This is a genomic window from Mesorhizobium denitrificans (assembly GCF_003403035.1).
Classification (GTDB): domain Bacteria; phylum Pseudomonadota; class Alphaproteobacteria; order Rhizobiales; family Rhizobiaceae; genus Mesorhizobium_G; species Mesorhizobium_G denitrificans.
This window is the reverse complement of the sequence record NZ_QURN01000011.1, coordinates 18,826-35,064: the sequence shown is the minus strand read 5'-3', so window position 1 is coordinate 35,064 and position 16,239 is coordinate 18,826. Positions and strand designations below refer to the sequence as shown.

The 16,239-nt window shown below is 57.3% G+C and carries 12 protein-coding genes; 2 read left to right on the top strand and 10 right to left on the bottom strand.

Annotated elements, in window-relative coordinates:
• Positions 1 to 15 precede the first annotated feature (15 nt).
• Together DY251_RS14530 and DY251_RS14525 are read right to left on the bottom strand one after the other, a co-directional pair.
• Complete coding sequence (locus DY251_RS14530) at positions 16 to 1,326, bottom strand: HlyD family type I secretion periplasmic adaptor subunit (protein WP_116624645.1); 1,311 nt, start codon at positions 1,324 to 1,326, stop codon at positions 16 to 18.
• A complete protein-coding gene (locus DY251_RS14525; RefSeq protein ID WP_342633571.1) occupies positions 1,323 to 3,152 on the bottom strand; it encodes a type I secretion system permease/ATPase in 1,830 nt (609 codons plus the stop codon). The genes DY251_RS14530 and DY251_RS14525 overlap by 4 nt, the downstream gene beginning before the upstream one ends.
• 294 nt (positions 3,153 to 3,446) lie before the next feature.
• Here DY251_RS14525 and DY251_RS14520 point away from each other — a divergent pair, with 294 nt between their 5' ends.
• Entirely contained in the window at positions 3,447 to 5,492 is a 2,046-nt protein-coding gene (locus tag DY251_RS14520; RefSeq protein ID WP_116624643.1) for a BspA family leucine-rich repeat surface protein, read from the top strand.
• A gap of 36 nt (positions 5,493 to 5,528) precedes the next feature.
• On the opposite strand, the gene DY251_RS14515 is transcribed toward DY251_RS14520, so the two are convergent.
• The 8 genes from DY251_RS14515 to DY251_RS14480 form a co-directional block, all read right to left on the bottom strand.
• A complete protein-coding gene (locus DY251_RS14515; RefSeq protein ID WP_116624642.1) occupies positions 5,529 to 7,112 on the bottom strand; it encodes an FGGY-family carbohydrate kinase in 1,584 nt (527 codons plus the stop codon).
• Positions 7,112 to 7,792 (bottom strand): HAD family hydrolase, encoded by a 681-nt coding sequence (locus DY251_RS14510; protein WP_116624641.1) that lies wholly within the window; start codon positions 7,790 to 7,792, stop codon positions 7,112 to 7,114. Before DY251_RS14510 ends, DY251_RS14515 begins: the two co-directional genes overlap by 1 nt.
• Positions 7,793 to 7,800: 8 nt before the next feature.
• Positions 7,801 to 9,276, bottom strand: a complete 1,476-nt coding sequence (locus DY251_RS14505) for a mannitol dehydrogenase family protein (RefSeq protein ID WP_116624743.1) — start codon at positions 9,274 to 9,276, stop codon at positions 7,801 to 7,803.
• Between the two features lie 103 nt (positions 9,277 to 9,379).
• Positions 9,380 to 10,381 (bottom strand): ABC transporter ATP-binding protein, encoded by a 1,002-nt coding sequence (locus DY251_RS14500; RefSeq protein WP_116624640.1) that lies wholly within the window; start codon positions 10,379 to 10,381, stop codon positions 9,380 to 9,382.
• A 174-nt stretch (positions 10,382 to 10,555) separates the two neighbouring features.
• Complete coding sequence (locus tag DY251_RS14495; RefSeq protein WP_116624639.1) at positions 10,556 to 11,380, bottom strand: carbohydrate ABC transporter permease; 825 nt, start codon at positions 11,378 to 11,380, stop codon at positions 10,556 to 10,558.
• A 10-nt stretch (positions 11,381 to 11,390) separates the two neighbouring features.
• Positions 11,391 to 12,263 (bottom strand): carbohydrate ABC transporter permease, encoded by an 873-nt coding sequence (locus tag DY251_RS14490; RefSeq protein ID WP_116624638.1) that lies wholly within the window; start codon positions 12,261 to 12,263, stop codon positions 11,391 to 11,393.
• A gap of 274 nt (positions 12,264 to 12,537) precedes the next feature.
• Complete coding sequence (locus tag DY251_RS14485; RefSeq protein WP_116624637.1) at positions 12,538 to 13,848, bottom strand: ABC transporter substrate-binding protein; 1,311 nt, start codon at positions 13,846 to 13,848, stop codon at positions 12,538 to 12,540.
• 222 nt (positions 13,849 to 14,070) lie between these two features.
• A complete protein-coding gene (locus tag DY251_RS14480; protein ID WP_116624636.1) occupies positions 14,071 to 15,030 on the bottom strand; it encodes a sugar-binding transcriptional regulator in 960 nt (319 codons plus the stop codon).
• 253 nt (positions 15,031 to 15,283) lie between these two features.
• Here DY251_RS14480 and DY251_RS14475 point away from each other — a divergent pair, with 253 nt between their 5' ends.
• Positions 15,284 to 16,237, top strand: coding sequence for a sugar ABC transporter substrate-binding protein (locus tag DY251_RS14475; RefSeq protein ID WP_170971413.1), 954 nt, complete (start codon positions 15,284 to 15,286; stop codon positions 16,235 to 16,237).
• The last annotated feature ends 2 nt before the right edge of the window (positions 16,238 to 16,239 follow it).

Below are 16,239 nucleotides of genomic sequence, written 5' to 3'. Positions count from 1 at the left end.
GGGGGTGGATAAGTCTCAATCTTCCCTGAATGCGCGGTCGAGCTGATCCTTTAGCGGCTTCACGATATAGGAGAGCATCGTGCGATCTCCCGTCTCGAAATAGACCTCTGCAGGCATACCCGCCGTCAATTGCAGATGATCCAGCTTGGCGAGTTCCTTACGCGGAATTTCAACGCGAGCTTGATAGAAAGCAGCGCCTGTCTGCTTGTCTATCGTCAAGTCCACAGCCAGTTGCTCCAGCTTGCCGTCCAGCACAGGAGTCGTCTGCTGGCTGAACGCAGACAGGCGGATAATGGCCTGCTGTCCCTGATGCACCTGATCGATATCCTGCGGAAGAATCCGCGCCTCCACCGCCAGATCATCCTCGGTCGGCACAATCTGCAACACCGTTTCGCCCGGCGCGATAACACCGCCTATCGTGTGAACCGCGAGTTCATGCACGACGCCTTCCTGCGGGCTGCGAATCTCGACGCGCTTCAACTGATCCTCGGCAGCGGTCTTGCGCTCCGCAGCCTCGCTGACCTTTGCCTGAAGGTCGCTTATTTCCTTGGCCACTTCGCTGCGCAAATCTTCATCGATCTGGATGATTTGCAGTTCGATCTCGGCCACTTTTCCTTTGGATTGCGCAATGGCCGCTGTGCGCGCGCCATACTCGCCGTCGAGCTGTGCCGCTTCGCGTTGAAGCGCCGCCAGCCTTTGCACCGAAACCAGCTTCTGGTCCCACAGCGACTGAACCGCATCAAGTTCCTTCTTGATGAGTTCCATCTCGCGCCGCTTGGCCGACTGCTGCTCTTCCTGGCCGGAAATTTCCTGTCCAAGCTGCGTAATGCGCTCGCGCAACTGCGATTTCAGGCCGCTGCGCGCGTTGGCACGCAGTTCAAATACCGTTTGCTGATCCTTCATCAAACGCTGCACTGTCGGATCGTTTTCACGTCCCGTAAAAGCAGCCGGCATACGAATGCTTTGCATACCGTCGCGTTCAGCTTCAAGACGCGCAAGCTGCGCCCAATATTCATCAAGGCTGTTCGCTACAATTGCCAGATTTGCCCTTGTCACGGTTGGATCGAGCTTGACCAGCAAGTCGCCCGCCCGCACCTTCGAGCCTTCCTTCACATCGATTTCGCTTACGACACCGCCCGTCGGGTGCTGAATCTTTTTGACGTTGGAGCTAACCGCCAGCAATCCATGCGCAATCACCGCGCCCGAAATACTGATGGTCGCAGCCAGCGCGCCGACCACGCCAACCAGAAATGCGCATGTCGCCAGGCCCGCAAAGAGGTAGCGGTTGATGCTCGCGCTGAAAGGAGATTTAGCTTCTAGTTTCATTTAGCTTCCGGGGCAGACACCACTTTCAACGTACGCTGCGGCAAGGCAGGGCGCGTCAGTTTGGAAAGAATATCGCTCTTGCGGCCAAACGCGTGCATTCTGCCGCCATTCATCACCAACACCAGATCGAGATTAGCAAGCGCGCTTGGACGATGCGCCACCACGATCACAATGCCACCGCGCCTGCGAATGCGCCGCAGCGCTTCACCCAGCGAAGCTTCGCCTTCTGCGTCCAGATTGGAATTTGGCTCATCCAGCAGAACGAGGAACGGATCATTATAAAGGGCACGCGCGAGAGCTATGCGCTGGCGCTGGCCTGCGGAAAGCTCCAGCCCCTGCTCGCCGACGCGCGTTTCGTAGCCATCCTTCAGCCGCACGATCAACTCGTGAACGCCAGCAGTAGATGCAGCAGCGATCACCTTGTCCGATGTGGACTCAGGGTCAAAACGAGCGATGTTTTCCGCAATCGTTCCCTCGAACAATTGCACGTCCTGCGGCAAATATCCGATGTGGCGACCAAGCTCATCCAAAGGCCATTGATCGAGCGTTGCACCATCCATGCGAACCGAACCGCGCACCGGCGCCCAAACGCCGGCCAGACCGCGAAGCAGCGATGACTTGCCCGAAGCGCTCGGACCAATCACGCCGAGCCCATCACCCGCGCGCAAGCCGAAATTCACGTCCTGCACGATGAAATAGCTGCCACCAGGCGCAGCCAGACCAAGAGCCTCGACGGTGAACTGGTTGCGTGGCGCCGGAAGTTCCGTGCGATCCTCATCCTTTGGCAGCATCTCGACCAGTTTTTCCAGTCGCTGCCAGCCTTGCCGCGCACCAACGAAGCCGCGCCAGTGGCCGATAAGCTGGTCGATCGGCGCAAGCGCTCGGCTCATCAGGATGGAGCTGGCAATCATGATGCCGCCCGTTGCTTCGCCGCGAATAACCAGAAACGCGCCAATCGCCAGAATCAGTGACTGCAACACAGTGCGCAGGATGCGCGCAACGGTTCCCAGTGTTCCGGCGGTATCCGTCGCACTTGCCATCGCCTGCAAATATTCGAGATTCAACTTCGACCATCGATCGCGAATGCGCGATCCGAAACCCATAGCCTGAAGCACTTCCGCATTGCGGCGGGCCGATTCTGCCAATGCCGCGCGGTTCGAGGCCAGCACGCTTGCAACCCGCATCGGCTCCTTGGTGCGCATTTCTGCCAGCAGGGTAAGGCCAAACAACAGGATTGCGCCGGCCACCGCCGTCACGCCGATCCAGAAGTGGAACAGGAAGCAGATAAAGACATAGATCGGCATCCAGGGCAGATCGAACAGCGCCGAAGGTCCGGTGCTCGACAGGAACGAGCGCACCTGATCCAGATCGCGCATTGGCTGGTTGCCGTCGCCCGGCACCTTGATACGCAGCGGCAACTGCACCATCGCCGTATAGATCGGTCGGCTGGATGCGTAATCGATAGCCGACGCAATACGCACCAGAAGGCGCGAGCGAATCAATTCCAGCACACCCTGAAAGCTGAATAGCACCAGCGCGATGATAGACAGGCCGATGAGCGTTGGAATGCTGCGGCCCGGCACCACTCGGTCATAGACCTGCAACAGATAAAACGAGCCGGTCAGGGTCAAAATATTGATGACGCCACTGACAATCCCAATACTGATAAAGGCGCGCTTGAAAGCTGCCAGCGCGCCCGACAAGGCGCTATTGTGGCTCAGACTGAAATCACCGAGGCGCATAGTGTCCGCCAGCTTCGAGGCAGAAGATCGCGAGAAGTTGCCCGGCAATATTCTGCCGAACAATCCTAGCAATCGCTGCGCCAACGCGGACTTTCCCGCATGAATATTTATATCTGCCGTAGTAATGGCCAGTATCCGTGCTGTTATTGGAAAAGAACTTCGGGTTTGCCAAACAAATCATGGCGTAAGAATGGCCATATGCTGAAGTTATTGAAGTTAAGGCGCAATTTGCATGCGATAATTCATTCAAATTGTGGATATTCAGTTTCATTACGACGCAGAACCAAAAAAAATCCCGACTCAGCACGCTGGTCGTATGGTTAACAAGATCGCCAGTGAGCGCTTGCGAGGCGCCTAGGTCAATTCATCTCTTTGGATATGCGCAGGCTCGGACTGGCGGACCAACTAGGTTTCGAAAATTGGAATGCTGGAGCGAAATTAGGTATTTTTAAGACATGTAATTTAGAATACACTAAATATCTAAAATTTGCCCAACTTGGAGTATTTTTAATGACTTCACCTACGCTGCCAGGCGGACACGAGAATGTCCGCGTTGTCAAAAGCGCGACTGCGACTGCCAAACCTACCAACTTCATCATTCACGGCCATGCTGAGGACGTTGCGAATTATGCGAGCCACGGCAACGATCTGCTCGTCGAAATGAAAAATGGGCGAAGCCATCTCATTCGCGACTTCGGAGCGAAGGGCTGGGACTTCAACAATCTGGTATTTGAGGACGGCGACAAGGCCTTTGTCATCGACTTGAGCCATGCAGTAAGCGCTGCGGGTGACCACATCGTCGAATCATTGGTAACGGTTCATCCCATCGGTGCCGGACTTTCGACCAATGCCCTGCTGAGCATCCTTGGCGCCTCCGCCGGCGCAGGCGGCATCGCGCTTGTTGCCGGTAATAAATCAGACGATTCTGCACCGCACATTCCAGTCGTTGATGATGGACCTCTCACAGTGGAAGTCACCGGCAACGGAAGCGGCGACCATATCATCACCTTCACCTTCAACAAGGAAGTGGATCCGCTCAGCTTCACTGAATCCGATATCACCATTGCCAACGGCACAATCTTAGAGGGAACACTCCTTCAGACGGACGACCACATTTGGACCGTCCAGGTCGCGCCCGATCCGGGAGCTAGGAGCAACGTCGCGATCACTTTGGCGGCAGGCGCAGTTCAAACGCTTTCAGGCGTAAACAATGCGGGGGGCCAAAATGAAACCTCGCTGAACGGCCTGTTTCTTGGCAGCACACCTATAGGCGCAGATGCAGTGAACATGGACACCTCCCATGCCACCACTGCTAATTCCACGTTCTTGAACAATACGGGGTTCAACGACGACATTAGCGGCTGGGACATGAGCAATGTCACCAGTTTGAGCGGCACGTTCTACGGCGCTTCCTCATTCGATCAGAACATCGGCAATTGGGACGTATCGCATGTTACGATCATGAGCACGCTATTTTCTTTCGCTTCGTCCTTCAATCGGGACATTGGCGGCTGGGACGTATCGAACGTCACCAACATGGTCGAACTGTTCAATAACGCTACGGCTTTCAATCAGGACATTAGCGGCTGGGATGTCAGCAATGTCACCACGATGGCTTCCATGTTCAATCAGGCTACAGCCTTCAATCAGGACCTTAGCAGCTGGGATGTCAGCAACGTCACCACTATGACGAATATGTTCAAGGAATCGTCGTTCAACCATAGCCTTGCCGATTGGGATATTTCGAGCCTCACCGATGCCAGCCGGATGTTTAAGGATAGCAGCATTTCCACGGCAAACATGGACGACACCTTGCGTGGCTGGGCGCATATCACCACAGGCGAAACGGGCATCCACAGCGGTGTTACTCTTGGCCTCGGCAATTACAGCGACGAAACGGCGCTGCAATATCTCAAGGATCACTATGGATGGACGACGGACAGCGGCACCTTCTCCGGTACGAAAGGCGACAATAGCGTCGGCGACGATATTGATTTGAGCCTCTCAATAACCAGCCAATCAATCCATGGTCTCGGCGGAAACGACACCATTACCGGCGGCTCGGCCGCTGATTGGATCGACGGCGGCACTGGCAATGACATTCTGACCGGTGGTGACGGAAGCGATACCTACCAGTATGGCTTTGAAGATGCGGGTAGCGACATGATCACCGGCTTCACGAATGGCTCAGGCGGCGACATCATTCGTTTGAAAGACGTGCTGGTTGGATATAATTCGCAAACATCGACTCTCTCGGATTATATCACTGCCGCAAGTGTGGGCATCACGGACACCGTGCTGACGATCGATCACGACGGAGCAGGCGGCTCCTCGACAACCATCTCCATCACCCTTCGCCATGTCGCCTACAGCAATACGCTGTTGGACGACATGATCACCAACGGAAATCTGATGCTCGCCTAACAATCGCATGGGGCGCGGTGGCTTTTGCCTCCGCGCCTATTGCCCTATTTCGTCCAGCGCCTTGCGCTGCTTGTGCATTTCCAAAAACACGCGGTAATCCCGTTCATAACGTACCGCGCGCGCACTATTCGCGCTGCGCTTGCGCGCCGGTCGCGCCATCGCCGTTGCCGCTTCCGCAAGGTTCGGGTAAAGGCCGCAAGCCGCCGCCGCTATCATCGCCGTACCGAGCAGAACCGCCTCATCCGTCTCCGGCTCGATCACCGCGCAGCCCGTCGCGTCCGCGTAGAGTTCCATGAGCAGTGCGTTGCGCGTATGACCGCCGGTCACATGCAGCGTATCTATGTCGTGACCATGCGCGTTCAGCGTATCCAGTATGTGTCGCACACCCAGCGCAATGCCCACCGCCGTGCGCCAATACAGTCTGCACAGGCTGTCGAACGAGGCATCCAGCGTCAGCCCGCTCACCACGCCAAGAGCATGGGAATCCGCGTAGGGAGAGCGATTGCCATGAAAGTCCGGCAAGACATGCAGCCGTGGCGAAAGATCGTCCTCCACGGTCCGTAATTCATCGATCCGGTCCGCGATACGCTGATGCATGTCCGCGCTCGGCTCGCCGCCCGCCCCATGCAGACGGATCACATGATCCAGCAACGCGCCGGTTGCGGATTGGCCACCTTCGGTCAGCCATAGGCCCGGCAGGATGGTCCCGTAATACGGGCCCCAGAACCCGCGCAATTGCTTCGGCTCGCTCGCCATCGTCATGACGCAGCTCGATGTGCCTGCAATCAGCGCCATCTGTCGTGCGAGTTCATCCGGCTTTCCGGCATATGGGCCAAGCACGCCCAGCGCTCCCGCAAAGGCGTCTATCAGCCCTGCGCCAACCCGGCATCCTTGCGTCAGCCCCAGCGCTTCCGCTGCTTCCGCCGTCAACGGGCCAAGATCGGTTCCCGGCGGCACTGCGTGCGGCGGCACCGTACCGCGCTCGAGCATATCGCCAATACCGACCGCTTCGAAGAAATCGCGCCGCCACGGCTCATTCTCATGCGCGAGATAGGTCCATTTCGCCGTCACCGTACATTGCGAACGCTCAGTCGATCCGCTTGCCCGCCATGTCAGAAAATCGGCCAGATCGAAGAAATGTCCCGCCCTTTCCCAGCTCTTCGGCAAATGCCGTTTCAGCCACATCAGCTTCGGCGTTTCCATTTCCGGCGACATCGTGCCGCCGATGAAGTCCAGCACTTCATGGCCCGTGGCCGAACATTGGTCAGCTTCCGCTAGCGCGCGGTGATCCAGCCACACTATCGTGTCCCAGCGATCATCGCCGCCGGGTGAAACCGAAACCGGCTCGCCTTCCCTGCCACGCACCACCAGCGAGCAAGTCGCATCGAAGCTCAGTCCGGCGATGTCCTGCGCCTTCACGCCCGCCGCGCGAACCGCAGCCCGCACAGCCTTGCAGACCGACTGCCAGATGTTTTCAGAATCGTGCTCGGCGTAGTCCGCGCTTGGACGGTTCAGCAGTATCGGTTCTACACCACGACCAAGCAGTTGGCCGTCGGCCTGAAAAACGCCAGCGCGCGCGCTGCCCGTTCCGACATCGACCGAGCAAACATATCGCGGCATTATATTGCCTTTTTGGTTGCCTTGGAGGCGAGAAGTTGGGGCAAATCGCACATATCGTTAAATATCAGGTCAGGACCGAGTGCGGCAAGTGCCGCGCCTAAACCGGCTGGCTCTGCGTGCCCGCCGCCGATGAAACCGAACACGCTCATCTTCGCCGCCTGCGCCGCCATCACGCCAGCGGGGCTGTCCTCAATCACCACACAGCGCGCCGGCGCGACACCCATTTCCCGCGCCGCGTGAAGAAACAGGTCCGGTGCCGGCTTTCCATTTTTCACCATGGTCGCGCTGAATATATTCGGCTCAAGGAAATCAATCAGGCCCGTCACGCCGAGGCTCAGTCTTATGCGCTCCGGCGAACTGGACGACGCGACACACAACGGAATCCGCAACCGCGCCAGCGCATCCGCCACGCCCGGCACGGGCTTCAGTTCGCGCATGAAGCGCTCACGCATATTGCGCCTCACGAACTCCAGATGTTCGTCGGTCATCGACACGCCATACTCTTCAGCAAGCACGGTGCGCATGGAAGCCATGCTGCGCCCCAGAAAGCGCTCATAGATCGTCGGCTGGTCTATCGGAATGTCGTATTGCACGAACAGATCGTACAACACCGACGTCGAGATCATTTCGCTGTCCACCAGCACGCCATCACAATCGAAGATAATGAGAGCGGGCGTCACGGCAAATATCAGGAGCGCGAAAGATAGTTCGCAAGCGTCGCCTGCGTGCCATCCTTCCAAAGAGAACCGAGCGCTTCCGCAAAACCACGCGCAAAGACATCCGAGCGGCCAACCGCGCCGTAAATATCTTCCATTGCCAGCCAGGCAGCCGGATCGTTCTTCGCGTTCTTTGCCGTTGCGTTCATGCGTTCCCAGTTCGGATCGTTCGGCTCGGTGATCGCGCCGCTGTCCGTCGTGCCATAGCAATAGCGGCACCAGAGCGCAGATTCCAGCGCCAATCCATCAATTGATTTCCCTGCCTTCAGCCGATCCGCAATGGTTGGAATGATAAACTTCGGCTGACGGTTCGATCCGTCGAGACACAGCCTGCGCACCGTGTCCCCGATTGTCGGGTTGGAAAAGCGCCGTTCGATCAGCGCGAAATAATCATCGATATCGGTTCCCGGCACCGGCGGCACGGTCGGAATGATTTCTTCATTCTCGATCTTCGACAGGAACCGGCGAACCAGATCGTTCTGCATCGCCTCATGAACGAAGTGAATGTCCATCAGCCCCGCCGGATAGGCAATCACGGCATGGCCGCCATTCAGAATGCGGATCTTCATCAACTCGAACGGCGACACATCCTCAACGAATTGTACGCCGACCCTTTCCAGCGCCGGTCGGCCAGCCGGGAACCTGTCCTCCAGAACCCACTGCCGAAACGGCTCGCAAAACACCGGCCAGTTGTCCTCAACGCCGAAATCATCCTTCAGCGCCTTGCGCTCGCGGTCTGTGGTCGCAGGCGTGATGCGGTCCACCATTGCATTCGGAAACGCGACGTTGCGCACGATCCAGTCTGCAAACTCAGGATCGGAAAGCCGCGCCAACCCCACCACCGCATCGGCGGTCACCTTGCCATTATGCGGAATGTTATCGCAGCACATGACGGTGAAAGGCGGCGTGCCATCTGCGCGACGGCTTTTCAGCCCTGCCAGCATCAGTCCAAACACCGTCTTCGGTCTGTCCGGGTTTTTGCCGTCGGCCACGATGTCGGGATGTTGGGGATTGAACTTCTGCGTCGCCGGATCGATGAAGTAGCCGCCTTCCGTGATGGTCGTCGACACAATGCGAATGGCCGGATCGGCGAGTTTCGCAATTAGCGCATCCGTATCGCCCGGCTCGATGAAATCGATCATCGCGCCGGTTACGCGCGCCTGTTTGTGGCCTGCATCCTGTTCGACAACTGTCGTCAGCCAGTCCTGATCCTTCAACCGGTCCCGTCCGGGCTTCTCGAAATCAAAAACGCCTGCGCCCACCAGCGCCCAGTCGTGGTCCAATCCCGCATTGAACAGATCGTCCAGATAAACCGCCTGATGCGCGCGGTGAAAATTGCCCAGGCCGAAATGCAGAATGCCGCCCGAAAGCGCACTGCGGTCATAGCTTGGCTTGCCCACATTCTTGGGCAACTTGTCGAGGTTCGCGGCGGAAAGCTTTATTGTCATCGTGCGAAACCTTTCATGCTCGCGCATTGAGAAGTTGGCGCTGCCCCTCACCCTCTCCCTGTTTACGGTGAGAGGGTGAGCGGCAGCGCCTGCGCATCATCACTCACTTAATCGCCAATCCATTGGCGTCGAACTTATGCAGCTTGGAGGGCGTTGGGGTCAGGAATACCTTGTCGCCATGATGCACATCGACCTCGCCATCGGCCCGTACATTGATCGTGCCATACTTATCCGTATGCACATGCAGGAACGTATCTGAGCCCAGATGTTCAGCCACGCCGACCGTGCCGCTCCAATCGCCTTCCTTGGCCGAAATCTTCACATGTTCCGGCCGAATACCGATTGTCTTCGCTCCATGCGCGGCGGCTGCATCGCCCTCGACGAAATTCATCTTCGGCGAGCCTATGAATCCAGCAACGAACAGATTGCGCGGGTTGCGATAGAGATCCATCGGCGAGCCGACCTGTTCGATGTTCCCCGCGTTCAGCACTACAATCTTGTCGGCCATGGTCATGGCTTCAACCTGATCGTGGGTCACATAAATCATGGTCGTCTTGAGCTGATGGTGCAACTCGGAAATCTCCAGCCGCATCGTGCCGCGCAGCGCAGCGTCAAGATTAGACAGCGGCTCATCGAACAAGAACGCGGAGGGCTGGCGAACGATCGCACGACCGATTGCGACGCGCTGCCGCTGCCCGCCGGAGAGCTGTCCGGGACGACGTTCCAGATAGTTGGTCAGGTTCAGCACGCGCGCCGCGTCTTTCACCTTCTTGTCTATCGCATCCGGCGTCTCACCCGCCATCTTGAGCGGAAACGCGATATTCTTCGCCACCGTCATATGCGGGTAGAGCGCATAGGACTGGAACACCATCGCCAGCTTGCGCTTGGCGGGGGCTTCCTGGGTCACGTCGCGTCCGTCGATGGCGATCTTGCCCGCGGTCACATCTTCCAGCCCGGCGATAAGCCGCAGAAGCGTAGACTTGCCGCAACCCGAAGGCCCGACGAAAACGACGAACTCGCCGTCTTCAATATCGAGATCGATATTCGGAATGATCGTGGTGGTGCCGAACGACTTGTTCACGCCCCGAAGGTTTATCTTGCCCATGCGTTCCTCCCAGGCTGTGTTTTCGTTTCTGAAGGTTTCCCGGCGTCAGCCTTGGGCTTGTCCCAAGGATCTGCGTAAGTCGAACCAGTTGGCTGGGTAGCTCGCCAGCTCTGGCAGATGCTCGGGACAAGCCCGAGCATGGCGGGATGAGGTTGGTCGAACATCGCTCACTCCCTACTTCACGGCGCCGAAGGTCAGGCCGCGGACAAGTTGCTTCTGGCTGAACCAGCCCATGATGAGAATTGGCGCAATCGCCAGTGTGGATGCCGCCGAAAGCTTGGCCCAGAACAGGCCCTGTGGACTTGAGAACGACGCGATGAACGCCGTCAGCGGTGCTGCTTCCGTGGTCGTCAGGCGGATCGTCCAGAACGCCTCGTTCCACGCGAGAATGATGTTGAGCAGCATGGTGGAAGCAATGCCGGGCACCGCCATCGGCATAAGCACATGCCAGATTTCGCCCCAGAGCGAAGCGCCGTCCATGCGCGCCGCTTCGAGGATTTCACCCGGAATTTCGCGGAAATAAGTGTAGAGCATCCACACCACGATCGGCAGGTTGATCATCATCAGCATGATGGTCAGGCCCGCCCTGCTGTCCAGCAGACCGAAGTCGCGGAACAGCAGGTAGAAGGGCACCAGCACTGCCGCCGCAGGCATCATCTTCGTGGAGAGCATCCACATCAGGATATCTTTGGTCTTCTTGGTTGGCGCAAACGCCATCGACCATGCGGCGGGAACGGCGATAAGAACCCCGATTGCCGTTGAGCCAACGGCGATAATCACCGAGTTCATAAAAAATTTGAAGTAATTCTGCTGGCTCTGCACCTCGCCATAGCTTTCCAGCGTGAACGAGGGGATCAGGTTGAAGCCCGCAATCGCCTCCTGCTCCGACTTCAGCGACGTAATGATCGTGTAGAGGATCGGAAAGAAGATGATGAGCGCCACGATCCAGGCGGCTACCGTCCAGATCGCCTTGGTGCGTGTAGAAACTGCGCGTGCCATGTCCGTACCCTCACTTATCGAGATTCTTGCCGACGGCGCGCATCAGGAAGAAGGCGACGATATTGGCAAGGATGATGGCGATGACACCGCCCGCTGAAGCTCCACCCACGTCATAGCCAAGCAGCGCGGTGCGATAGATCAGGAACGGCAGGTTTGTAGACGCGTAGCCCGGCCCGCCATTGGTGGTGACGAGAATTTCTGCGTAGACGCCAAGCAGGAAGATCGTCTGGATCAGGATCACCACTGTGATCGCCCGCGACATGTGCGGCAGCGTCAAGTACCAGAAGCGCGACAGGAAATTCGCGCCGTCCATTTCCGCTGCTTCCTTCTGTTCGCCATCCAGCGATTGAAGTGCAGTCAGCAGAATGAGCGTCGCAAACGGTAACCACTGCCACGCAACGATTATGATGATCGACAGCAGCGGAAACTGCGCAAACCAGTCTACCGGTTGAAGACCGAAGAAACGGGAAATATCGGCAAAAACGCCATATCCCGGATGCATGATCATGTTCTTCCACACCAGCGCTGCGACCGGCGGCATAACGAAGAATGGCGAGATCACCAGAATGCGCACGATCCCCTGCCCGAATATAGGCTGGTCGATCAAAAGCGCGATCAGGATGCCGCCAATAACCGTGATTATCAGCACTCCGACCACCAGCAACAGCGTGTTGACGATCGAGGTCAAAAACGCCGGATCGGTCAGGAAATATCGATAATTGAAAAGACCGCCGAAGCTGACATTCGTTGGGTCGAGCAGATTATAGTTCTGGAATGAAAACCACAGCGTCATCGCCAGTGGCACGATCATCCAGATCAGCAGGAGGATAACCGAAGGCGCCATCATGAAGCGCGCGATTGAGCGGGTATTTTGAGTAGCCATGTCCCTGGACCTCTCGACTCGATGCGCACGCTTTCAAAGCGATACGTCGATACCCCTCATCCACCTGCCGGCACCTTCTCCCGCAAGGGGTGAAGGGGAGTCTGAAACACCGGCTTCAATCTTCAACATCGCAGGATGTTTGAGGCATTGAGATTATCGGCCTTCTCCCCTTATGGGAGAAGGTGCCGGCAGGCGGATGAAGGGTCATATTCTTAGTTCGAAAAGCTGGCCGCCCAGTACTGGGGAACCGGACGGCCAAGGCACCGGGAGGAGCCTATTTAATATAGCCGGCGCGGGTCATTTCGCGCACGGTCGTAGCCTGAGCTTGAGCCAAGGCATCATCCACCGACATCTGGCCTGCAAGTGCCGCCGAGAACAGCTGACCAACCTGCGTGCCAAGGCTTTGGAACTGCGGAATGGCCACAAACTGCACGCCGACATAAGGCACCGGCTTCACGGTCGGCTTGGTCGGATCAGCAGAGTTGATCGAGTCCAGCGTCATCTTCGCGAAAGGCGCTGCCTTCTGATACTCAGGATTGTTGTAGAGCGAGGTGCGCGTTCCCGGAGGAACGTTGGCCCAGCCTTCCTTGGAAGCAACCAGTTCGAGATAGGCCTTGTCTGTCGCCCACGAAACGAACTTCTCTGCCGCTGCTGCCTTCTGCGTGCCGGCCGGAATAGCCAGCGACCATGCCCAGAGCCAGTTGCCGCGCTTGCCAAGACCATTGTCGGGAGCCAGCGCATAGCCGACCTTGTCCGCAACCGTCGAGTTCTTCGGGTCAGACACAAAGGACGCCGCAACCGTCGCGTCGATCCACATGCCGCACTTACCCTGCTGGAACAGCGCCAGATTCTCGTTGAAGCCGTTGGACGATGCACCTGACGGGCCAGCCTCTTTCATCAGGCTGACATAGGTGTCCATCGTCTTTTTCCACTCGGGCTGGTCGAACTGCGGCTGCCACTTCTCATCGAACCAGCGAGCGCCAAAGGAGTTCGACATGGCCGTGAGGAACGCCATGTTCTCACCCCAGCCAGCCTTGCCACGCAGACAGATGCCGTTCACGTCATTGGCGCGATCCGTCATCTTCTTCGCCGCATCGACGATGAAGTCCCAGGTCGGAGCATCCGGCATGGTCAGACCAGCCTTCTCCATCAGGTCCTTGCGATACATGACGAATGAGGATTCGCCGTAGAACGGTGCGGCGTAGAGTTTTCCGTCAACGGAAAGGCCACCGGCAATGGCCGGAATGATGTCAGCCGTATCGTAGTCCGCGCCAAGATTGTCGAGCGGCAACAGCCAGCCCTGTTTCGCCCAGATCGGAACTTCGTAAGTGCCGATGGTCATGACGTCGTACTGACCGCCCTTGGTGGCGATGTCCGTCGTTACGCGTTCGCGCAAAACGTTCTCTTCCAGCGTCACCCAGTTCAACTGGATGTCGGGATTCTTCTTCGTGAAATCGTCGGTGAGCTTCTGCATGCGCACCATGTCGCCGTTGTTGACAGTAGCGATGGTGATGGATTCGGCATGCGCAGCGAAGGCAAGCGCACTCGCGGTGCACAGGCCCAATACGAGCGTGGTCAGTCTCATCAATTTCCTCCCTAGGGACCAGCGTGAGCATTTGCTAAGTCTGTGGGCGATTATTCACTACAACTCCCGGCTGTCAATCGGGAATCGTTGCTGCGCTGCACCAACGAGGGTTTTTACGACCGTAAAACCGCTTGATTTGGGCGCGTTTTGCAGTTTTTACGGGCGTATTTTTTGAAATATTGGGGTTTTTACGGCGAGAAACACGCGTCTTTCGCGCGAAATTTAGCGCTCACCGAGCAATGCGGCAGCTGTTCGCTCGTCCGTAATCAGTCCATTGACCAGCCGGCGCGTGACCGCTGCGAGGATGCCGGGCAGCTTCCGTTCACCCTTCGCGAGCGCAACGACAAGCGCTTTTTCTCGCGACGGCAATGGTGCGCTTGCGACCCGCGCATTGGTAAGTCCGTCAATGTAATTGCCTTGCTGGTCGAACACCCAACCGACGATTTCGGCCACCCCGCCGGCCTTCTGCAGTGCCTTCAATTCGGCCTCGGAAATGAAGCCGTCCACGAAAAGCGGGGCCTGCGGTCCAAGCTCTCCGATACCCACAAACGTGACTGACGCATTGGCCGCAAGCTCGAAAGTTTGCTTTACCATCGGCTGCGCAATCAGCATCTCGCGCTCGTCTTCCGACGACGCAATAACCGGCAAAGGCATAGGAAAACTACGGGCTTTGATGCGATCGGCCATGTTGAAAATAACGTTGTAGAACGCCGCCGAGCCATCCGGCGAAATGTTGCCTGTCAGCGATACGATCTTGTGCTGCGGGCATTCCATCGGCGGCAATTGTTCTGTCGCGGCCTTGAGCGTACGGCCCGTACCGATGCCCATCACCATCGGTTCCGGGGCGCGCAAAAAACGCTCGATTTCCGTCGCCGCAACTTCGGCAATGCCAATAGTCGTGGAGACGGAATCAGGATCGGTTGGAACGACTTCCGCAAGGTCCAGCGCAAAGCGTTTTCGTAATTCTTCGGCCAGCTCAAGGCACCGCGCAATCGGGTGATCGAGCCTGACCCGGATCAGCCCTTCCGACATTGCCAGCGAAACCAGTCGCTGCGCTGTTTGTCGTGAAACACCCAGCTTTGCTGCAATCTGGTCCTGCGTGTTTCCCGCGACATAATAGAGCCAACCAGCCCTTGCCGCATCGTCAAGCCGCGATGTTCCTGTTTCGGGACGCAATGCCATTCGCTACCTCCGGCGCCCAATTTCGCAGGCTTTTCGCCTGTGCGCAATTGCTACGCGCGCAGACAATTGCCCGGAGGAAATCTGTCCCTGCACATTATAGCCCAAATGATTGGGAGGTGGGCGGAGCGCGCGGACATTATCGCTATCTTTAATAGCATCCATACTTGACGGAAGCTGGATAAAATGGAATGTATATTCTACTGAACATGTTTTTGGTAGACACGTTCCGTAATTCACCAGGGAGGAATTTAGTATGGCAAGCCTTGTCAAAAAGCTGCTTACGGCATTTGCCGTTGCAGTGCCGGTTATGATGAGCATCGCCCCCGCAGCCCATGCGGATGGCGAGCGCTTTGTATTTGTGAGCCACGCGCCGGACACTGATTCGTGGTGGAATGTCATCAAGAACGCGCTCAAAAACGCCGCCAAAGAAACTGGAACGACGGTTGAATATCGCAACCCGCCAACCGGCGACATTGCTGATATGGCGCGTATCATTGAACAGAGCGCGGCGACCAATCCAGACGGCATTATCACGACGATCGCAGATTTCGATGTGCTGAAAGCCTCCATCGAGCAGGCTATCGCCAAGGGCATTCCGGTCATGACCGTCAATTCGGGTACGGCAGACCAGTCCAAGCAGCTTGGCGCGCTGATGCATATCGGCCAGCCGGAATATGATGCAGGCAAGGGCGCAGGCGCCAGAGCCAAAGCCGCCGGTGTTACAAATTTCGTCTGCGTAAACCACTACATCACCAACGCGGCTTCGGTTGAGCGTTGCCAGGGTTATGCTGATGCGCTCGGCGTTCCGCTCGGCGATCACATGATCGATTCCAGCCAGGATCCCACACAGGTCTATAACAAGGTGAAGGCGTATCTCACCGCTCATGCGGACACGAACGGTATCCTGACCCTCGGGCCAAACTCGGCAGAGCCGACCATCAAGCTGCTGCGCGACACGGGCGAAACGTCCAAGTACAACTTCATCACTTTCGATCTGTCCGCTGACATTTCGCAGGGCATCAAGGACGGCATCGTTGAATCGGCTATCGACCAGCAACCCTATTTGCAGGGTTATCTGCCTGTGGTTCTGCTGACCCAATACAAGCGCTACGGCGTTATGCCCGCAAACAACATCAACACCGGTCCTGGCTTTGTGACCAAGGACAATATCGGGTTGGTCGAAAAGCTGGCGGGCGAATACCGCTAACC